Origin of the sequence: Methylomonas rivi (genome assembly GCF_024505165.1) — a bacterium.
In the GTDB taxonomy this organism is placed as follows: domain Bacteria; phylum Pseudomonadota; class Gammaproteobacteria; order Methylococcales; family Methylomonadaceae; genus Methylomonas; species Methylomonas rivi.
In genome coordinates this window covers 1-18,149 of record NZ_JANIBK010000072.1, presented here as the reverse complement: position 1 = coordinate 18,149, position 18,149 = coordinate 1, and the positions used below count along the sequence as shown (strand labels likewise).

Annotated in this window: 24 protein-coding genes and 1 riboswitch; of the genes, 18 read left to right on the top strand and 6 right to left on the bottom strand. The window is 52.2% G+C overall.

Translation table 11 applies throughout. The features are described 5' to 3' along the window. The 9 genes from NP596_RS13280 to NP596_RS13240 form a co-directional block, all read left to right on the top strand. Window positions 1-990: 2-oxo acid dehydrogenase subunit E2 (locus NP596_RS13280; RefSeq protein ID WP_256615861.1), on the top strand; the 990-nt coding region annotated here is incomplete at its 5' end. A 33-nt stretch (window positions 991-1,023) separates the two neighbouring features. Beyond that, a complete protein-coding gene (locus tag NP596_RS13275) occupies window positions 1,024-1,206 on the top strand; it encodes a hypothetical protein (protein ID WP_256615860.1) in 183 nt (60 codons plus the stop codon). Then, window positions 1,196-1,600, top strand: coding sequence for a PIN domain-containing protein (locus tag NP596_RS13270; RefSeq protein WP_256615859.1), 405 nt, complete (start codon window positions 1,196-1,198; stop codon window positions 1,598-1,600). Before NP596_RS13275 ends, NP596_RS13270 begins: the two co-directional genes overlap by 11 nt. Before the next feature lie 14 nt (window positions 1,601-1,614). Continuing rightward, window positions 1,615-2,325 carry an endonuclease NucS domain-containing protein gene (locus NP596_RS13265; RefSeq protein ID WP_256615858.1) on the top strand — a complete coding sequence of 237 codons (711 nt, stop codon included), beginning with the start codon at window positions 1,615-1,617 and terminating at the stop codon, window positions 2,323-2,325. A gap of 89 nt (window positions 2,326-2,414) precedes the next feature. Continuing rightward, on the top strand, window positions 2,415-2,822 hold the full coding sequence (locus NP596_RS13260) for a nucleotidyltransferase substrate binding protein (protein WP_256615857.1): 408 nt from the start codon (window positions 2,415-2,417) through the stop codon (window positions 2,820-2,822). Then, on the top strand, window positions 2,812-3,138 hold the full coding sequence (locus tag NP596_RS13255) for a nucleotidyltransferase domain-containing protein (RefSeq protein ID WP_256615856.1): 327 nt from the start codon (window positions 2,812-2,814) through the stop codon (window positions 3,136-3,138). Before NP596_RS13260 ends, NP596_RS13255 begins: the two co-directional genes overlap by 11 nt. A gap of 85 nt (window positions 3,139-3,223) precedes the next feature. Continuing rightward, window positions 3,224-4,639 (top strand): dihydrolipoyl dehydrogenase, encoded by a 1,416-nt coding sequence (gene lpdA / locus NP596_RS13250; protein WP_256615855.1) that lies wholly within the window; start codon window positions 3,224-3,226, stop codon window positions 4,637-4,639. 154 nt (window positions 4,640-4,793) lie between these two features. Further along, window positions 4,794-5,291 carry a Panacea domain-containing protein gene (locus tag NP596_RS13245; RefSeq protein WP_256615854.1) on the top strand — a complete coding sequence of 166 codons (498 nt, stop codon included), beginning with the start codon at window positions 4,794-4,796 and terminating at the stop codon, window positions 5,289-5,291. Then, complete coding sequence (locus tag NP596_RS13240; protein WP_256615853.1) at window positions 5,281-5,646, top strand: hypothetical protein; 366 nt, start codon at window positions 5,281-5,283, stop codon at window positions 5,644-5,646. Before NP596_RS13245 ends, NP596_RS13240 begins: the two co-directional genes overlap by 11 nt. Before the next feature lie 83 nt (window positions 5,647-5,729). On the opposite strand, the gene NP596_RS13235 is transcribed toward NP596_RS13240, so the two are convergent. After that, window positions 5,730-6,383 (bottom strand): glutathione S-transferase family protein, encoded by a 654-nt coding sequence (locus tag NP596_RS13235; RefSeq protein WP_256615852.1) that lies wholly within the window; start codon window positions 6,381-6,383, stop codon window positions 5,730-5,732. Between the two features lie 108 nt (window positions 6,384-6,491). Between NP596_RS13235 and NP596_RS13230 the strand changes: the two genes are divergently transcribed. The 9 genes from NP596_RS13230 to NP596_RS13190 all read left to right on the top strand — a co-directional run bounded on the left by NP596_RS13230 (window position 6,492) and on the right by NP596_RS13190 (window position 13,762). Further along, window positions 6,492-7,061 (top strand): TetR/AcrR family transcriptional regulator, encoded by a 570-nt coding sequence (locus tag NP596_RS13230; RefSeq protein ID WP_256615851.1) that lies wholly within the window; start codon window positions 6,492-6,494, stop codon window positions 7,059-7,061. A gap of 27 nt (window positions 7,062-7,088) precedes the next feature. Continuing rightward, complete coding sequence (locus tag NP596_RS13225) at window positions 7,089-7,508, top strand: secondary thiamine-phosphate synthase enzyme YjbQ (RefSeq protein WP_256615850.1); 420 nt, start codon at window positions 7,089-7,091, stop codon at window positions 7,506-7,508. Window positions 7,509-7,581: 73 nt separating this feature from the next. Continuing rightward, the gene (locus tag NP596_RS13220; protein ID WP_256615849.1) at window positions 7,582-8,043 is read left to right on the top strand and encodes a DUF411 domain-containing protein; all 462 of its coding nucleotides are present in this window, start codon (window positions 7,582-7,584) and stop codon (window positions 8,041-8,043) included. 43 nt (window positions 8,044-8,086) lie between these two features. Then, on the top strand, window positions 8,087-9,103 hold the full coding sequence (gene trpD / locus NP596_RS13215; protein ID WP_256615848.1) for an anthranilate phosphoribosyltransferase: 1,017 nt from the start codon (window positions 8,087-8,089) through the stop codon (window positions 9,101-9,103). Window positions 9,104-9,295: 192 nt separating this feature from the next. Further along, window positions 9,296-9,439, top strand: a complete 144-nt coding sequence (locus NP596_RS13210; protein ID WP_256615847.1) for a type II toxin-antitoxin system RelE/ParE family toxin — start codon at window positions 9,296-9,298, stop codon at window positions 9,437-9,439. A 2-nt stretch (window positions 9,440-9,441) separates the two neighbouring features. Continuing rightward, complete coding sequence (locus NP596_RS13205; RefSeq protein WP_256615846.1) at window positions 9,442-9,747, top strand: addiction module antidote protein; 306 nt, start codon at window positions 9,442-9,444, stop codon at window positions 9,745-9,747. A gap of 560 nt (window positions 9,748-10,307) precedes the next feature. Continuing rightward, window positions 10,308-11,252: a hypothetical protein gene (locus tag NP596_RS13200; RefSeq protein WP_256615845.1), complete on the top strand. Its 945-nt coding sequence runs from the start codon at window positions 10,308-10,310 to the stop codon at window positions 11,250-11,252. A 750-nt stretch (window positions 11,253-12,002) separates the two neighbouring features. Continuing rightward, window positions 12,003-12,803, top strand: coding sequence for an indole-3-glycerol phosphate synthase TrpC (gene trpC, locus NP596_RS13195; RefSeq protein ID WP_256615844.1), 801 nt, complete (start codon window positions 12,003-12,005; stop codon window positions 12,801-12,803). 128 nt (window positions 12,804-12,931) lie between these two features. Further along, the gene (locus NP596_RS13190; protein ID WP_256615843.1) at window positions 12,932-13,762 is read left to right on the top strand and encodes a PP2C family protein-serine/threonine phosphatase; all 831 of its coding nucleotides are present in this window, start codon (window positions 12,932-12,934) and stop codon (window positions 13,760-13,762) included. A gap of 9 nt (window positions 13,763-13,771) precedes the next feature. On the opposite strand, the gene NP596_RS13185 is transcribed toward NP596_RS13190, so the two are convergent. The 5 genes from NP596_RS13185 to NP596_RS13165 form a co-directional block, all read right to left on the bottom strand. After that, the gene (locus NP596_RS13185; RefSeq protein WP_256615842.1) at window positions 13,772-14,065 is read right to left on the bottom strand and encodes a hypothetical protein; all 294 of its coding nucleotides are present in this window, start codon (window positions 14,063-14,065) and stop codon (window positions 13,772-13,774) included. Between the two features lie 224 nt (window positions 14,066-14,289). Beyond that, entirely contained in the window at window positions 14,290-14,982 is a 693-nt protein-coding gene (locus tag NP596_RS13180) for a glycine-rich domain-containing protein (protein WP_256615841.1), read from the bottom strand. A 627-nt stretch (window positions 14,983-15,609) separates the two neighbouring features. Beyond that, on the bottom strand, window positions 15,610-16,335 hold the full coding sequence (locus tag NP596_RS13175; RefSeq protein ID WP_256615840.1) for a hypothetical protein: 726 nt from the start codon (window positions 16,333-16,335) through the stop codon (window positions 15,610-15,612). Between the two features lie 69 nt (window positions 16,336-16,404). After that, window positions 16,405-16,485, bottom strand: a riboswitch (cyclic di-GMP riboswitch). Between the two features lie 462 nt (window positions 16,486-16,947). After that, window positions 16,948-17,772, bottom strand: coding sequence for a ZIP family metal transporter (locus tag NP596_RS13170; protein WP_256615839.1), 825 nt, complete (start codon window positions 17,770-17,772; stop codon window positions 16,948-16,950). 2 nt (window positions 17,773-17,774) lie between these two features. Further along, window positions 17,775-18,149: purine nucleoside phosphorylase YfiH/LACC1 family protein (locus NP596_RS13165; protein WP_256615838.1), on the bottom strand; the 375-nt coding region annotated here is incomplete at its 5' end.

Here is an 18,149-nt window from a genome sequence, read left to right as displayed (position 1 = left end):
GCGCCCGCGCCGGTTGCGGAAGCGCCAAAACCCGAACCGGTCAAACCGGCGCCAGCGGCTCCCGTTGCGGCGAGCGGCGAAATGTTTAAAGCCCACGCCACCCCCAGCGTCAGACTCTATGCCCGCGAACTGGGCGTCGATCTCGGTAAAGTACAGACCGGTACGGGCCGCAAGGGCCGCATTCTGAAAAGCGATGTACAAAACTTCGTCAAGCAGGCGATGGCTTCCGGCAGCGGCGCAACCGTTGGCGGCGCCGGTATTCCGGCGATACCGGCGGTCGATTTCACTCAGTTCGGCGAAATCGAAGAAAAACCCTTAAGCAAAATCAAACGTCTGACCGGGCAAAACCTGACCCGGGTCTGGCTGAATCTGCCGCTGGTGACTTACCACGATGAAGTCGCCATCGACGAAATGGAAGAATTCCGCAAAGCCACAAACGCCGGCCAAGGCAAAGATGGCATCAAACTGACCGGCTTGGTCTTCATCATGAAGGCGCTGGTGGGGGCGATGCAGAAATATCCATCGTTCAACAGCTCCTTGTCGCCGGAAGGCGACAAGCTGATCCTAAAAAAATATTTCCATCTCGGTATTGCCGTCGACACGCCCAACGGTCTGGTGGTGCCGGTGATCCGCGATGTGGATAAAAAAGGCATTTTCCAGCTGTCGACCGAACTGGCCGAAGTCAGCGAATTGGCAAGACAGGGCAAACTGAAACCGTCCGATATGCAGGGCGGTTGCATGACTATCTCCAGCCTGGGCGGCATCGGCGGCACCGCGTTTACCCCGATTGTAAACGCGCCGGAAGTGGCGATTTTAGGCGTCACCCGCGCCAAGGTGCAGCCGGTCTGGAACGGCGCCAGCTTCGACCCGAAACTGATGCTGCCGCTGGACATCACCTACGACCACCGCGTCATTGATGGTGCGGAAGGCGCGCGGTTTATGGAAGCGTTGAAGGCCAATTTGGCGGATATTCGGCGGCTGTTGTTGTAAGCAGCAAGGATCAACTTCCTTGGGAGGCCTAGTATGCAAACATTGAATTTAGAAAAACTACCGGACTTTGCCAGGCACGAATTGGAGGATTTTTATCAATTTTTGTTGCAAAAATACGCCGTCCAACAACAAGACCCCAAGGAATCAGTGCCGCTAGCGCCTCGCTTGGTTAAACCATTCGAGCCGCTGTCACGCGAAGCGGTTTATGAGCGTTAACTGTTTTGTCGATTCCAATGTCTGGCTTTATGCTTTCATGGATGAGAGTTCGCCCAAACACCAGCAAGCTTTAACGGTTATCGCGCAGCCCGGCGTAATGCTTAGCACTCAAGTCGTGAACGAGGTCTGCAACAATCTGCTGCGTAAAGCCGGATACACCGAGCAAGAGATTCGGCAAACCGTGGAAAATTTCCGGCAACGTTATCCGATACATACCGTAACAGTGGATGAGGTTTGCCAAGCATCTGCGTTACGCGAATCGTTCAGTTTGTCCTATTGGGATAGTTTGGTGGTGGCATCTGCAATAATGGCCGATTGCCGAATCATTTACTCGGAAGATATGCATAATGGCTTAGCAATAAGCGGGTTGCAGATCATCAATCCTTTTGCATAGCAGAGACCAATTGCATGATGGAAGCGAAGTTTAAGAACTGGTTATCATCGCGAGGACATCCGGGGGCCGCAAATAGCTATCCTAAAGCTATCAACATAATTTCTGAGCATTATTCAAAATCGACAGGTACTCCTATTGATATTTATATGATAAGAGATCAAACCAAAATTAGTGAGATAGCTCATGATTACAGTCAATCGGGTAAGTTTTCCGAATTTGGCTATGAGCAACACGGACGTTTCAGGGCAGCAATTGGCCGATACTCTGATTTCTTTGTTCAAACGTTCGGAGACGGTCAAGAAATCATTCAGATGGAGAATGCTGAACAAAATCTTGACGTTCCGAATAATTTTGCTTACGAAAAAGATTTGCAAACTGCTCTTTGTTCCCAAGTATCAGAGTTGTTTCCCAATCACAAAATATTTGGTGGCTTAGCAATTGGGGTTGAGTATTCCATTGGAGGTAAACGTATCGATGTTTTGCTCGAGAACGAATATGACGGAAACTTAGTCGTAGTAGAGCTAAAATCCGGTCAAGCTGATTATAAAGTTTTTGGACAAATCTCAATGTATATAGGATTGCTTCAACGACAATTCCCTGAAAAAAAGATTTTAGGTGTCATTGTCGCCGGCGGCATAGATGAGAGTCTTGTTCAAGCGTGTGAAACCTCCGAGAAAGTCTCTCTCAAAACCTATCATATGAAAATTGAGCTTGAAGATGCGTAAGCATGTTTGTTCACTCAGTCCAAGTGGGTCCGATTTACCCTAAAGTGCATAAAAGCAAAGCGTAATCGGACGAATTAAATTACCAACCCATGCAACAAGACATCCGTTGGCAACAACGCTTTTCCAATTACCAAAAAGCCCTGGACCAGCTGCGTCGGTTCATCGAACACGGTGAATTAAACGAGTTGGAGGAGCAGGGCTTGATTCAAGCTTTTGAATACACTCACGAGCTGGCCTGGAATGTGTTGCGCGACTATCTGTTGTCCAAGGGCCAGCAGGCCATTCACGGTTCCCGCGATGCCACGCGCGAGGCTTTCAAACTGGAGCTGATCGACGATGGCGAATGCTGGATGGACATGATTCGGGACCGCAACCGCACAGTCCACACCTATAACCGGGAAACCGCGCAAGCGATTGCCGGCAACATACGCGAGCGGTTTTTTACCCAGTTCGATCGCTTGCAGCAAACTATGGCGGGGTTGGTCGATGCCGCATGAGGCGTTGGCTGAGCGTAGCGGCTTAAGTGTTGGCAATATCGCGGCGCTGCAGCGGGTGTTTGCCAACCATCCCGAAGTAGAACAGGCCTTGCTTTACGGTTCGCGAGCCAAGGGCACGGCGCGCAAAGGCTCGGACATCGATTTAACCTTGCTCGGCGACAAACTGGATTACCGTTTGTTAACTCGCATCGAAACTGAAATTGACGACTTGCTGCTCCCGTACACTGTCGACCTGTCGCTGTTTCAACAAATAGACAATCCCGATTTAATCGATCATATTCGCCGAGTCGGATTAATTTTCTATCCTTCACAGTAACCGGTAAAATGCTTGCCAATCCCCGCGCCTTGTTGACACTCGGCTTGCGCGCACAGACGATTCAGGCATTTAGGAGTTCAATTACATGAGTAACACACAAACACACGCCGAAGTATTGGTTTTAGGCGGCGGCCCCGGCGGTTACACAGCCGCGTTCCGCGCCGCCGATTTAGGCAAGCAAGTGGTACTGGTAGAGCGTTATCCGGTATTGGGCGGCGTTTGTCTGAACGTCGGCTGCATTCCCTCCAAAGCCCTGCTGCACGCGGCGCAAATCATTCATGAAGCCGAAGCGATGGCCGAGCACGGCGTCAGTTTCGGCAAACCGACTATTGATATTGACAAAATTCGCGGTTGGAAGGAAAGCGTCAGCCAAGGCTTGAATCAAGGCCTGGGCAAACTGGCCAAACAGCGCAAAGTCACCGTGATCAATGGCGTCGGCAAATTCGCTTCGGCCAACAGTCTGACGGTGGAAAACGAGTCCGGCACTCAAACCGTCACCTTCGACAACGCCATTATCGCCGCCGGCTCGCAGCCGACCAAAATCCCCGGCTTTCCGCACGACGACCCGCGCGTGTGGGATTCCACCGACGCACTGGCTCTGCAATCGGTGCCGGAAAACCTGTTGATTGTCGGCGGCGGCATCATCGGCCTGGAAATGGCCACCGTTTACCACGCCTTGGGCTCGAAAATCAGCGTGGTGGAATTGATGGACCAAATCATCCCCGGCTGCGACAAGGATTTGGTCACCCCGCTGCAACGCAAAATCAAGAAGCAATACGACAACCTGTGGCTGAAAACCAGCGTCAAGGCCATGGAAACCAGCGATACCGGCATTAAAGTAACCATGGAAGGCAAGGATGCGCCGGAATCGGCCGTGTTCGATGCGGTCTTGGTTGCGGTCGGCCGCCGGCCGAACGGTAAACTGATAGCTGCCGACAAAGCCGGCGTGAATGTCGACGAGCGCGGTTTTATCCCGGTGGACAAGCAAGGCCGCACCAATGTCAGCCACATCTTCGCGATTGGCGACATCGTCGGCAATCCGATGCTGGCCCACAAAGCCACGCATGAAGGCAAAATCGCCGCTGAAGTGATTGCCGGTCACAAAGCCGGTTTAGACGCGCTGACCATTCCATCGGTGGCTTATACCGACCCGGAAGTGGCCTGGATGGGCCTGACCGAAAATCAGGCCAAGGAACAGGGCGTGGAATACGAAAAAGCCACCTTCCCTTGGGCCGCCAGCGGCCGTTCGCTGGCCTTGGGCCGTAACGAAGGCTTGACCAAAATTCTCACCGACAAAACCAGCGGCCGCATTTTGGGCGCAGGCATGACCGGCCCCGGCGCCGGCGAACTGATTGCCGAAGCGGTACTGGCGCTGGAAATGGGCGCCGACGCCACCGACATCAGCCTGACTATCCATCCGCACCCGACCTTGTCGGAAACTTTTGCGTTTGCGGCGGAGATGATAGAGGGGACGATTACGGATTTATACGTCAAGAAATGAGTATTGTGTGGGTAGGAGCGATTGAAAGCCCCGGTTTGAATATTTTTGCAAGTCTTCATTTTGCAACGATTGACTTTTAGCATTAGTTGTGGATACATTCAAAAAAGTATTCTGGCGATTTACCCCCAACATCACTTACTGAGTGAGGTTAGTTATGACCTATCAGACTAAAGCAATAGCTAATAAATTTATCGATCTTGCCAAAGAGGGCGGTTCACCACTTTCACCAATGAAGCTACAAAAATTGGTTTACTTTGCTCATGGCTGGTTTCTATCTCTATCAAAAGGGCAACCGTTAATAGATGAGAAAATTGAAGCATGGCGTTATGGCCCAGTAGTTCCATCTCTATATCATGAGTTCAAGTCCTTGGGTAGTAAAACAATCCGAGATTATGCAACTGACATGGATAAGGATTTCGAGATTGTTACTCCACATCTTCCTGACGACGAGAGTCTTTCAGCGTTTATCAAAAAAATATGGGAAGTTTATGGTAAATACGATGGAATTCAACTATCCAATATTACCCATAAGCCAGATACTCCCTGGGCTAAAGTATGGGGAGAGAACGGTGTCCCTAAAAATACAGATATTCCCGACAGCGACATAAAAGAATATTTCGACAAAATACGAGATAGCCAAAGTGTCACGTAAATCTTTAGAGTTGGATCTCAACGCTATACATGACACATCTCAGAATGTTTCTTCTGAGCCAGATGAAAAAACGAAAGAGGAAATCGCTTCTCTTGAAGCTGAATCCAAGCGTTTAGATAATGAAGGAAAGCGGCAAGATATTGAGGCTAGAAAAGAATATGCAAATAAAATTTTCAACCTTATTCGCATTTGGCTGATAAGCGTGGTGGCTATCGTTTTATTGGCCGGTTTTGGCAGTAAATGCGGATGGTTCAAAATGGCCGATTCTGTATTGATAGCTTTAATCACTACAACAACTGCATCGATTGTCGGCCTTTTTGCAATCGTGGCCAACTATTTGTTCAAAGATAAATAATCAAAGGAGTTTGCACCGCATACCTTTTCAAGTTTGAAGTAATATAAAACCTTGTTGGTATGCAGTGCGAACGCGTTCAACTGCTAACGGTTCTTAAAAAACGCTTCCAACGCCTCAGCCCTATCCTTACCGACCAATTGCGCATGCGGGCGGCTTTCGATCAACCTCATGTATTCCGCGATACCCGGAATATGCTCGGCCACCAAATCCCTGCCGTAAATCTGTTGCGTGGCATAACCCACCAATTGCAAATGCGGCCAAGCCACCACGTCGGCGGCGAAAAAATGTTCTCCCAACGCGTAAGGCGATAGCGTCATTAACCGGGCCAGCCCGCGCAGGCCATTTTCGACCTTGGTCAATACTTCGTCCTTGGTTTCCTGCGATACCTTACCGCCGAATATCGCTTCCGAATAAATACGCCGGGCAATCTGCTCCACATTCAGTTCGATATGCTGGATGAATTCCCGGCATTTCGCCCGTTCGAAGACATCGTTGGGGTACAGTCTGGGGGCCTCCGGGTAGGCATCTTCCAGATACTCTAAAATCGCTTGCGACTCCGACAAATAGCCCTCTGCGGTTTTGATGAACGGAATCTTGCCCAACGGCGAGCGCTTTAATACCGCGTCGCTCTGCGCGGGCGGCAAGGACTCCTCCGTGAAAGCGATCTGTTTTTCCAGTAACGCCAGTTTGACTTTGTTGTAGTAATTGCTGATGGCAACGCCGTAAAGTGTGATCATGGAGCTATCTCCTCGGGTTAAGAAACGAACAAGACTATACCGACCGGTCAGTCCGTTGCAATAATACAGACCGGTCGGTATAGTGGCAAGTTTTATTCTGTTTGTGTTATGTCACGTAATCTTCAAGAACACATACTGCAGGCCGCTTCCGCGCTTTTTTACCGCCAAGGCATCAAGTCGACCGGTGTAGACGCGATTGTCAAAGCCGCCGGCACTACCAAAATGAGCCTGTACAAATACTTTCCATCGAAAGACGATTTAGTATTGGCGCATTTGTGCCAAAGCCGCGCGGCCATGTTGACACACATTCAAAACGCTATCGACAGCGGAGGACAGACACCAAGGCAAAAGTTGTTGGCGGTATTCGATGTCTTCGATGCCATGCTGGACACCCCCGAATTCCGCGGCTGCCCGTTTATTAACGCCGCCGCCGAATTTGCCGAGGAAAATAATCCCGTTCAACAGGCTGCCGCCGAATTTTATGCCGAATTCGGCAAGCTGCTGGCCGATCTGGCCGAACAAGCCGGCAGCCGCAACGCGAAACCTCTGGCGGCGCAATTGACGCTACTGATTGCCGGCGCCATTGTCGGCGAACAAATACACCGGAATTCCGAGGCCATCGCCAATGCGCGTGCCGCCGCGACCGTTCTGATCGATTACAATCTCCCTAATAACTAACAACACAACCTGATCAGACGCGCGCAGATGTGGATACAAAAAGAAATACGCCTGAAACCCCGCAGTCGCGGCTTTCATTTGGTGACCGACGAAATCGTCGCCCAGCTCCCGGAATTGCGCCAGATCAACATCGGCCTGCTGCATGTGTTCATCAAGCATACCTCGGCATCGCTGACCCTCAACGAAAATGCGGACCCTACGGTACGGATGGATTTCGAAAGCTTCTTCAACCGGGCCGTGCCGGAAGACCAGCCGTATTACCGGCACATGGACGAAGGCAGCGACGACATGCCGGCGCATTTGAAAAGCAGCCTGCTCGGTTGCGGCTTGACGCTGCCTGTCAATAGCGGCCGCCTGAACCTGGGCATCTGGCAGGGGATTTATCTGTGCGAACACCGCAACCATGGCGGCGGCCGTACTTTAGTGCTGACTCTACATGGCGAGTAGGCCGGCAGTGCAATGGCCGCGCCGGCGGCGTACAATACCCCGCTATTTGCAATAGCCGAATACGGGGGTATTTATGAAACGCTTGAAATGTTTACTCAGTGCGCTACTGTTGGCATCCAGTATGGCAGCGGCTGCCGAGGAAGCCGTGGCCGACAGGGAAATGACCGTGTACCGCAGTCCGACCTGCGGCTGCTGCGGCAAATGGATAGCCCACGTCAAACAAAATCACTTTGCGGTCAAGGATATCGTTAGCGACGATATGCAGGCCGTCAAACAAAAATTCGGCGTGCCGTCGGAATTGTCTTCTTGCCATACCGCCATCGTCGACGGTTATGTGATCGAGGGCCACGTGCCGGCCGCCGATATCGAAAAACTGCTGCAAACCAAACCCGCGGTGGTCGGTATTTCCGCGCCCGGCATGCCGATGGGCAGCCCCGGCATGGAAATGGGCGGCCGGCAGGACGATTATACGGTGGTATCGTTCGATAAAGACGGCAAGGCTCAAGTGTTTTCCGAACACAAAGCCGGCCAATAATCCTGTTTCACGCTCAATTTAGTTTTACCCGATTCGATACCTTATGCAGATCCAAGCCACCTTGCAGAAATTGCTCGACAAACATGACCTCACGACCGCCGAAATGCAGACAGTGATGCGGGCCATGATGAACGGCGAACTTAGCGACGCCCAGACCGCTGGCTTTCTGATCGCCCTGCGCTGCAAGGGCGAAACCGTCGAGGAAATCGCCGCAGCCGTGTCGGTGTTGCGGGAACTAGTGCGCCCGGTACCGGTCGGCGGCGATCACGTTATCGATACCTGCGGCACCGGCGGCGACGGCGCCAACACCTTCAATATCTCCACCACGGCGGCCTTCGTGGTCGCGGCGGCCGGCGGCAAGGTCGCCAAACACGGCAACCGCTCGGTATCCAGTAGCTGCGGCAGCGCGGATTTGCTGGAAGCCGCCGGCGTCAATCTGGACATGCCGGCCGAACAAGTAGCGGACTGCGTGAATCAACTTGGGGTCGGCTTTCTATTTGCCGCCAAACACCACAGCGCGGTGCGGCATACGGTCGGTCCGCGCAAGGAAATGGGCGTCAGAACCCTGTTTAACCTGATCGGCCCGCTGTCCAATCCGGCCAATGCCCCGCATCAGTTAATCGGCGTGTTCGACAAACAATGGCTGGTGCCGGTGGCGGAAGTGTTGAAAAAACTCGGCAGCAAGCATGTGCTGGTGGTGCATGCCCAGGACGGGCTGGATGAAATCAGTATCGCCGCCGCCACCGATGTAGCCGAGCTGAAGAACGGCGAAGTATCGAGTTACGTCGTCACCCCGGAGCAATTCGGCCTGCAACGCGCCGGCCTGGACAGTCTGGCGGTCGGCAATGCACAGGACAGTCTGGCAATTATCCGCCAGGTATTAAATAATCAACCCGGCCCGGCGCGCGATATCGTGGCGTTGAACGCCGGCGCGGCAATTTATGCGGCGGATTTGGTTGACACGTTGGTGGCCGGTGTGAAGCGGGCGCATGAGGTGTTGGCGGATGGGAGTGCGTTGGCTAAGTTTGAGGCGTTGGTGGGGTATTCCAAAGCCAGTTAAATCATTGACGAACTGTAATCGTTCGATTACAGTTCGGCATGTATACGATCAAACAACTACCTGTATTTAGCGAATGGTTGCTTGGCTTGAAGGACGGCTTAACTCTCCGTCGTCTGGCGCGGCGACTTGAAAAAGCCCAGCAAGGTAATCTTGGCGACGTTAAGGCCATTGGTGAGGGCGTGTTTGAAATGCGTGAGCACTTCGGCCCCCGGCTGGCGAATGTACTATGTGCAGCGAGGCGAGGTGTTGATTGTGATGCTGGGCGGTGGCGATAAATCCAGTCAGGCCGCCGATATTGCCAAGGCTCAGCACTTGGCGACATTGTTGGAGGATTGAACATGACCGAAAAAATCCAAATCGCCGATTTACCCATCTTTGACATTACCGAACACCTCGATAGCGATCAAGCCATTGCCGAATACCTGACCGTGGTTCTGGAAGAGGACGATCCGGCGGCCTTGGCCAATGCACTCGGCAGTATCGCCAGAGCGCGAGGCATGACCGAAATTGCCAATGCGGCCGGCATCAGCCGCGAAGCCTTGTATAAAGCCCTGCGTGCCGACGCCCAGCCCCGATTCGAGACCATTGCCAAGGTCTGTAAGGCGCTTGGGGTTAAGCTGACGGTGCAGACGATAGCGGCTTGAGGTTTTTGGTGTCGCTATCGCGACGGTTTTTCTAATGTCGGTTTCACGAAACACATCCATGTGTTTCGCCCTGCGGGTGCTAAACATGCAAATCGGCTATTTATCGTTCCCATGCTCCGGCGTGGGAATGCAGTGACGGACGCTCCATCGTCTTCGGGTATTGTGTCGCTATCGCGACGGGATTTTTAGAAGTCGGGTCTCGGCCCGACAGCCGAGGTACTTTTCTTTGCTTGTCCAAAGAAAAGTACCCAAAAGAAACGACACCCCATGCCGCGTTGATCCTGCGCTCCGAAGGCTTTGAGCGGGGTTTTTCGAAAGGGCATCCCAGCCCTTACGAAAAACGCGATGCATCCCTGCATCGCCCTAACGGGCTAATCCGCCCAAACCCTCCGGTGCTCGGCGCGGCATCAGGGGAGAAAACTGTCGGCAAATCGAAAATAGTTTGGTAATTTGATTTTATAGCAGATGTATCATTCGTGATTGTAGCAATATGAAACGTATCAATAGTAATGCGATAGAAAGTAGCTATTCGATAACCCATTTAAATTGGTAATTAATAGATGTTGCCGAAATTAGTAGTTCACGCTGACTGGAGTACGAACACAAACAAACGTTGGATGTGTAAAGCAATTTTACACCAAAATATTTATAAGATTTTGCCACCAGAGCCAGTCGATACTAAAAATATTATTTATTCTTCACTTCGAGAGGCTAACGATTGGGGTGTAATATTTGGATTTGATTTTCCTATTGGAATTCCAAAATATTACGCAGATCAAGCAAGCATTCACCGATTTTTGGATATATTGCCGGAGTTTGGACTCGGCATTTGGTCTGATTTTTATAAAGTAGCAGAAACTCCTGAAGAAATATCTATTCACAGACCGTTTTATCCAAGAAAATGCATTAATAAGGGAGATGTCAACCAAAAGCATCTAGTCAACGGAATTGGTGTGAATGATATAAAAGCTTTATTGCGCCGTTGCGAACTTGGTGTCGGAAAACGAAATGATGCCTGTTCATTATTTTGGACATTAGGAGGAAACCAAGTTGGGAAAGCAGCAATATCTGGTTGGAGAGAGATATTGGTTCCAGCTATAAATTTACTGAACAACGAACTTGTGATCTGGCCTTTCGATGCACAGTTAGATCAGATGAATGAATTTAAAACAGCAATGATCGTTGAAACATATCCCGGCGATGCATGCGTACAAATAGGAATAGGCGCTCCGGGAAAAGGCTGGAGTAAACGCAAGGCAATTGATCGACTCAATAAAATGCACGCAATCAAACAGTTCGCACATAAAATCGATGTGGATTTGAAAATGGTTGAATCAGAGCTAAGCCAAGGCTTTGGAAACTCTGCTATAGGAGAAGATAAATTTGATGCCTTAGTAGGTCTATTAGGCATGCTTTCGGTAATTATGGGTTACAGCGATGATGGACTTCCAAATGATGATGCCATCAAATCCGTTGAAGGTTGGATATTTGGCCAGAACATTTGATTTATTCAAGCTCATTTAGTATTTCAAAATTAATTTAACGGAGTTCGATTTGGCATCATATGATTTAGAATATATTGTCGATACTTTGAATAAGTATCGACAGAAAGCAACATATGGAGCGGTTGCGGGGGTTTTGGGACGGCTTCCAATAGGGTTAATGAATGGGCGTCAGAAATGTCATAAGGATTCCTGGATTGTTTCTGCTAGCACAGGTTTTCCAACCGGATACGAAAAGGAATATTTACATCCAGATTGGAATTCCAAAAAGATTATCATAAAGTCGTACGATAAACTCTTGGAGTGGCTTTCAATGCATCCACGCTAATCGGACCGTTCCCGGCCCTTCGAGTTGCAATTCCGGAGTGGTTTCTACCCCTTACGCCGCGCCGAGTCTAGTAGGGTGGGCACGATTTAGTGCCCACGCGGAATGAAAGCCAACGGTGGGCAAATTTGCCCACCCTACACGGGATGGTTTTTCTCCCGTTATGCCGCGCCGAGCACCGGAGGGTTTGAGCGGATTTGCCCGATAGGGGCGATGCAGGGATGCATCGCGTTTTACGTAGGGGCTGGGAAGCCCCTTCGGAAAACCCCGCTCAAACCCGAGGAGCGCAGGGAATACGCGGCATCCGGGTTGCCTTTTCTTTGGATACTTTCTTTTGGCAACGCAAAAGAAAGTATCTCGGCTGTCGGGCCGAGACCCGATTTACAAATAACCCGTCGCGATAGCGACACCAAACCAACAGACTAACGATGACCGACACACCAGACATCCTAAAAACCATCCTGGCCAAAAAAGCCGAAGAAGTAGCGCGCCGCAAAACCAACGCTCCCATTGCCATGTTGCAGGAAATCGCTACCGGCGTCCCCGGTCCGCGCGGTTTTTACCATTCCCTGCGCAGCAAGGCCGATGCGAAAATGCCGGCGATTATCGCTGAAATCAAAAAAGCCTCGCCCAGCCAGGGCGTAATTCGGGAAGACTTTCAGCCGGTCAACATCGCGGCCGATTATATGATGAACGGCGCCACCTGCTTGTCGGTATTGACCGATAAGGAGTTTTTCCAGGGCTCGGAAGCCAATCTGCAAATGATTCGCCAAAAGTGCCCGCTGCCGGTAATCCGCAAGGATTTCATGATAGATCCTTATCAAATCCACGAGTCGCGCGCGCTGGGGGCCGACTGTATTTTGCTGATCGTTGCCGCGCTGGAAGACGCCATGCTGAAGGAGTTGGCCGATACCGCGACCGGCCTGGGCATGGATGTGTTGGTGGAAGTGCACGATGCCGCCGAACTGGAACGGGCGCTGCAACTGAACACCCCGATGATAGGCATCAACAACCGCAATTTGCGCAGTTTCGAAGTCTCTTTGCAAACCACGCTGGCGTTGAAAAACAGTATTCCGGCCGACAAACTGATCGTCACCGAAAGCGGCATCCACACCCCCGCCGACGTGCAACTGATGCAGGACAACGGCATTTATACCTTCCTGGTCGGCGAAGCCTTTATGCGCGCCGAGTCGCCCGGGCAAAAAATGCGGGAACTGTTCTTTAGCTGAACAGACGCTAAACCGAAAACCAGGCCATAAATAATGACTCTTGCCCAAACTTGCTGTCCGCTACTGTCCCGGCCGGGCAAAACCTCGCCAACCGGCAGGGTGTGCCGCCGCACGGAAAAGGCACTGTCATGACGGTGAGCCAGGTTTTCAAGCGCTATTATGTGGCCGGTCAAACCGATTGCGGCCGCCGCCGCGATCACAATGAAGACACCGTATTGATCAACGAGGCAGACGGCATCGTGCTGCTGGCCGACGGCATGGGCGGGCACCAATACGGCGACAAAGCCAGTTTCGAGGCTACTCAACTGGTCAACCGGTTAATCCGGCAATATTTGCCTATCGACCGCGATCCACGGACTCAACCCGGTTTTTGGCAAAAAATGGCCGCTTTATGGTGCAAGCTCGAACACGCCGATCAAGCACCGCTGTTCGAAACCCACAGTCAAATCATTGCCGACATCCTGGTGCAAACCAATCAAGCCATCTATAGCTTGAATCAAGAAGCGCAAATGGTCGACGGCAACGGTATGGGAACCACAATGGTTGGGTGCAGGTTTTGCCCGACGCTGCCCAAAATGCAGGCGTTCCATGTCGGCGACAGCCGGCTGTATCGTTGGCGAGACCAGCAGCTGATTCAACTCACCAAGGACCATTCGGCCTATCAAACTTGGCTGGATAACGGTCAAGTCGGCGAACCGCCGCGTTCCAACATCATCCTGCAAGGAATTGGCCCCAAGCCGGAGATCGAGCCTGCCGTGCAGATTGTGGATATTGCCGCCGGCGATAGTTTTTTACTGTGTTCGGACGGACTGACCGATATGGTCGAAGACAGCCGGATAGCCGCCACGCTGACAGGAATTTTCAAGGACAATATCGAGCAAAAAACCCGACAGTTGATCGATCTGGCCAACCAAAACGGCGGGTCCGATAATATATCGGTCATTTTGATCTGCCAATAACGCTTAATCCTAAAAAGAGCAGTTCTTTTTAGGATTAAGCGTCGGGCGAACTGAATTCGATTGAGTAACCAAACAACATTCGATATCGCGAGGCAGGGTGTTATGGCCTTCAATCAGATTCGAGTAATAGCAATTCATGATCCGCACCATATCGGCCAGGCTGGCTGCGGCATCGGGATGTAATCGGGCGCCTAACTGTTCTGTCAGCGAAGCCAATTCCGCCACCAAATCGACCGCATCCAGCGGCGGATTTTCCAGCAGACAAGGCTCAATGCGATAAGGCGTTTCGGTTGGTATTGGCATGCCGATCTTTAACTAGTCTAATCATCTGTTTTTCATAGACTAATTATACAGATAGCAAAAATTGTTGCCGATGCAATAAATGCCTATAATTGACTGATTTTATTATTGTTTAATGATCTATCGAAGGGCGAGAGTGCCGATTTTGTAGGGGAGCGGAGGTTGTTAACCTGTCATTAGGCGCATGCGCTTCCTAGCTCAGGTCGAATAGTAGTTTTTCGATTCGTTTAATCGCCTCCACAACCACCACCGCAACCGCCATCGCCTCCGTCACTGCTGTCGCTACTATCGGACCAGTCGCCGAAGCCGTCGGTGCCGCCGTCGAAATCGCTACTGGAAAAGTCGCCACCACAATAAGGTGTGCCACTGGAATTATCGCCGTCAGCTCGCCGCACACCACGGCAATCCGGCACATAGACAAAGCCGTCGGCGATGTTGAGCTTTTTGTCGATAGCAAATAGCAACGGCAGGCGACTGGGTTTGCGGGGATCGATGTTTTCCTCGCGGCAGGCCAGCCACCAGATGCGGCGCAGGCCGCTGTTGTTTTGCTTGTTCCGGCTTAATACCACCGCCGGAGTATGGTGCAAAAAGCCGCCGAAAGCCTTTTTGCAGAAGCTGTCGTAATGGCGGGTGTACAGAATTAGCTCGTGCCAGAGATCGTCGGTCACTTGCGACGGCATGGACACGTAACGGCAACCGCCCTGCAAGTACGCCAAAAAAAACTGCCGCAAGGCCCTGCCCACCAATTGGCAGTCTTTCAACGCCAGTTCCGGCCGCCGCTTGCGGAGTTTTTCGTAGAGTGCCGGCGGAAAAGTGTAGGTGCGGATATAGTCGGCGCGGACGCTACGCCGCCAGCGGCGCCACAGCATTGTTAGCAATAACAGCAGCGTGGCGATGACGGCAAGGGCTGAGATATTCATACGCTCTAAGTGGCTGTTAAAAGTTGACCCGATTAGCAAGATGTTTCAGCTAAATCCATAAGCCCGTCATGCCCGTCCGGAAACGGGCAATGGTGTCATGGACGGTAAGCTTCGAGCTATCCCTGTGGATTGGACTCCAGCATTCCACTCGTGCCCCAGAGGATATGCCGGAATGACGGCTAAAGGCAATCTCATTGAAGTTGCGGCATGTTGGGCAACCGGTATTTGAATGTTTGTCTGCCGGAAGGTTATCACCATACTCCAGCGAAAAGACATCACAGAATCGGGCCACGCTCCATCCGCCAGGCAACCGAAATGAAAATTCATCGGACGCAAATTTTGGTTGATGCGCTTTTGAATGCTTAGTTTTCTTGCTATCAATCCGCTTCAAAAGCTCACTCGCCGGCTCATCATTCGGATCTTGCTCGTGAATGACTACGGGTCTTCCATCCGTGTGACCAGGATGCCGGCAATCCCTGCCGGCATGACGTTCTCGGATGGCGGGAAGTTATTGATGCCCCATCCTAATCTTCCAAGATCGTCAATTCGGCCGCAATCGAGATACGGAGCGGCCGAACGGCCGCTTCGACAAAGTTTCGGATCGGACGCAGCCGCAACGTCAACGGCTCAGGATTTGCGGCGACCTATCCCCACGAACCCCAGCAATGCGCTGCCGAATAACCAGACAGCGCCGGGCACGGGGACTTGCGAAACGGTGATGGTGTCGCCGGAGAGGCTGAAACGCAGATTGTCGGAGCTGAAGGTAACGCGATACTCGCCATGACCGCCTACGTTGGTATTACGAATAGTGTCGCCGCCATTGATGCCGGATGCCGCCTCGGTTTCGGTCAAGCGATAATCGGCCATCACAAACAGGTAGTTGCCGGCCGCCATGGTGACTTCGTAAGCGGGATCGCGCTGAGCATGGATCGAGCCGTCACTGGCGCCAAAAGTTGCGCCGAGGTCGGTTAATTTAAAATCGGGCGTATCGACGCCAGGACAATTATTGGCAATATCGTCGCAGCGGGCCAAGTGATTTGCCGGGTTTAGCAATGGATTAATGCTACCGTCGTCGTGCCAAAAATGCGTGTCCGGGTCGATGTAGGTGAATTCACCGTCGCCATTCAAATCTTGCGCATCGGCGGATGCGTTACTGGTACTTTCATAAGCCAGCACATTGACTTTAAAGCTACCTGCATTTTGCATGACAATCTTCCAGGTATCGAACGTCGTACCGTTTTCCAGTTGCAGCAAGCTGCCGTCGATGACCAGCTGGCTGGCGGCTTGAGCAGGGCCAACCCAAGCGGCGGCGGCCAAGGTGGCTGAACCGAGAATTTTGCTAATAGTGTTCATTGAGTTCCTTCCTAATTGGTTTGGATGAATGCGCCTCGTGTGGGGCGCTCACGTATATCTCATGCTTGAGACAGCAGCCCGGCTATCTTGCTGAACGCAAGACCCGCGGCTTTCCGAACCCGCCTTGCGGCGGGGATGGCGAAGTTATGCAGACCTGGATAACGGACGATGCTGCCTGTTGTCGTAAAAGGCCTGCGGCGATATTTCCTTTGCAACACGCGCGCCAATCATCAAGCCGTTGAAAAACAAAAGGATTTAACGAAACTAATTGGAGCCGCATAAAAAACAGCGGCATATGCCTTATTGGGCGCGGGAAATAACCTACCGTTACCGGCCTAAACCCGCCAGACGGAACAAAAGCGCCAATGGCAATTGTTCATCCAAAAGCAGCTGTAGGGTGTGGTGAGTTTACGAACCGCACCGATCGCGAACGATGCGCTTCACGCTGTTCAGCACACTCTACGGCGCTATGGCCTCCACTTACCCGATACAAGCGCACCCCTTAGCCAGCGTAGCCCGGATGGAATAAAATGGAATCCGGGGGAATAAAGGCTATAAGTCCCGGATTGCGCTTCGCTTCATCCAGGCTACTCAAGTGGACCTGTAACGAAATCAGCCCTCAAACCGGTGCGCGATAGTCTGCATCAGCAGAATCAAGCCCACTCCGGCCAGAATGAAGCCGATCTGTTCCAGCGAGGTTTTGATGTCGGTTTTTTGGTGCAAGGAGGGGATCAAATCGGCCACCGCGATGTAGATAAAGCTGGAAGCGGCCAGGGTGAGGAAATAGGGCAGGATATGATGCAGGTCGCCGAGGCTGAAATAGGCCAAAACGCCGCCTATCACCGTGGTCAGACTGGCCAGCATGTTGTAAAACAAAGCCTTGCCGCGCGTATAGCCGCTATGCAGCAGGATGGCGAAATCGCCGACTTCCTGCGGAATTTCGTGGGCGGTAACCGCCAGGCTGGTGACGATGCCGAGCTGGGGATCGGTCAAAAACGCCGCGCCGATCAACACGCCGTCGACGAAATTATGCATGCTGTCGCCCAGGATGATGAACATGCCGGCTACCCGGCGGCCATGGTCGTTTTGATGATGGTGGCCGTGATGATCGTCATGCGAGTCCTCGCCGTGGGCCTCGCAGGCATGGGAATGGCAATGCCGCCAAACCAACAGTTTCTCCAGCACGAAAAACAACAAAATGCCGATCAGGATGGTGGCCGACAGCATTTGCATATCAGCAACCGGCACGTCCTCAAAAGCATGCGGAATCAGGCCGCAAAAGGCGCCGGTCAGCAGCGCGCCGATTGCAAAGCTGATGCCGTGCGGCAACAGGCTTTGTCTTTTTTGTTCCGGCAACAATAAAAACACGCCGGCGGCCAGCACGCTCAAAACGCCGCCAATGGCGGTAAAGATGACGATCAATAACAAGGTGCTCAAAGTCAATCTCTCCAGATCAGGCTGACCATCCGGCCGGTGGCGGCGCCGTCGCGGCGATAGGAATAAAACCGCCGGGCATCGGCTACCGTGCAATCGCCGCCGCCGTAAATGCGTTCGATGCCCTGCTCGGTCAATTGCAGGCGGGCCAGCCGGTAAATATCCGCCAGCCATTTGCCGGCGCCGTTGTCTTTAAAGGCTTGGGCCGCTTTAGGATTGTCGCCGACGAAAGCGTTGCGCACTTCGCCGCCCACTTCGAAATTTTGCGGGCCGATGGCCGGCCCCAGCCAGACCGAAATCTCGCGGCACCGCATGGCGGATAAGGTTTGTTCGATGATGCCGGCCCGCAAACCGCGCCAGCCGGCATGGGCGGCGGCAAC

Excerpts from the sequence above, each read along its gene's own strand:
- NP596_RS13275 (WP_256615860.1), top strand. The coding sequence starts at position 1,024 with ATGCAAACATTGAATTTAGAAAAACTACCGGACTTTGCCAGGCACGAA.
- NP596_RS13270 (WP_256615859.1), top strand. The coding sequence starts at position 1,196 with ATGAGCGTTAACTGTTTTGTCGATTCCAATGTCTGGCTTTATGCTTTC.
- NP596_RS13265 (WP_256615858.1), top strand. The coding sequence starts at position 1,615 with ATGATGGAAGCGAAGTTTAAGAACTGGTTATCATCGCGAGGACATCCG.
- NP596_RS13260 (WP_256615857.1), top strand. The coding sequence starts at position 2,415 with ATGCAACAAGACATCCGTTGGCAACAACGCTTTTCCAATTACCAAAAA.
- NP596_RS13255 (WP_256615856.1), top strand. The coding sequence starts at position 2,812 with ATGCCGCATGAGGCGTTGGCTGAGCGTAGCGGCTTAAGTGTTGGCAAT.
- lpdA (WP_256615855.1), top strand. The coding sequence starts at position 3,224 with ATGAGTAACACACAAACACACGCCGAAGTATTGGTTTTAGGCGGCGGC.
- NP596_RS13245 (WP_256615854.1), top strand. The coding sequence starts at position 4,794 with ATGACCTATCAGACTAAAGCAATAGCTAATAAATTTATCGATCTTGCC.
- NP596_RS13235 (WP_256615852.1), bottom strand. The coding sequence starts at position 6,383 with ATGATCACACTTTACGGCGTTGCCATCAGCAATTACTACAACAAAGTC.
- NP596_RS13230 (WP_256615851.1), top strand. The coding sequence starts at position 6,492 with ATGTCACGTAATCTTCAAGAACACATACTGCAGGCCGCTTCCGCGCTT.
- NP596_RS13225 (WP_256615850.1), top strand. The coding sequence starts at position 7,089 with ATGTGGATACAAAAAGAAATACGCCTGAAACCCCGCAGTCGCGGCTTT.
- NP596_RS13220 (WP_256615849.1), top strand. The coding sequence starts at position 7,582 with ATGAAACGCTTGAAATGTTTACTCAGTGCGCTACTGTTGGCATCCAGT.
- trpD (WP_256615848.1), top strand. The coding sequence starts at position 8,087 with ATGCAGATCCAAGCCACCTTGCAGAAATTGCTCGACAAACATGACCTC.
- NP596_RS13205 (WP_256615846.1), top strand. The coding sequence starts at position 9,442 with ATGACCGAAAAAATCCAAATCGCCGATTTACCCATCTTTGACATTACC.
- NP596_RS13200 (WP_256615845.1), top strand. The coding sequence starts at position 10,308 with ATGTTGCCGAAATTAGTAGTTCACGCTGACTGGAGTACGAACACAAAC.
- trpC (WP_256615844.1), top strand. The coding sequence starts at position 12,003 with ATGACCGACACACCAGACATCCTAAAAACCATCCTGGCCAAAAAAGCC.
- NP596_RS13190 (WP_256615843.1), top strand. The coding sequence starts at position 12,932 with ATGACGGTGAGCCAGGTTTTCAAGCGCTATTATGTGGCCGGTCAAACC.
- NP596_RS13185 (WP_256615842.1), bottom strand. The coding sequence starts at position 14,065 with ATGCCAATACCAACCGAAACGCCTTATCGCATTGAGCCTTGTCTGCTG.
- NP596_RS13180 (WP_256615841.1), bottom strand. The coding sequence starts at position 14,982 with ATGAATATCTCAGCCCTTGCCGTCATCGCCACGCTGCTGTTATTGCTA.
- NP596_RS13175 (WP_256615840.1), bottom strand. The coding sequence starts at position 16,335 with ATGAACACTATTAGCAAAATTCTCGGTTCAGCCACCTTGGCCGCCGCC.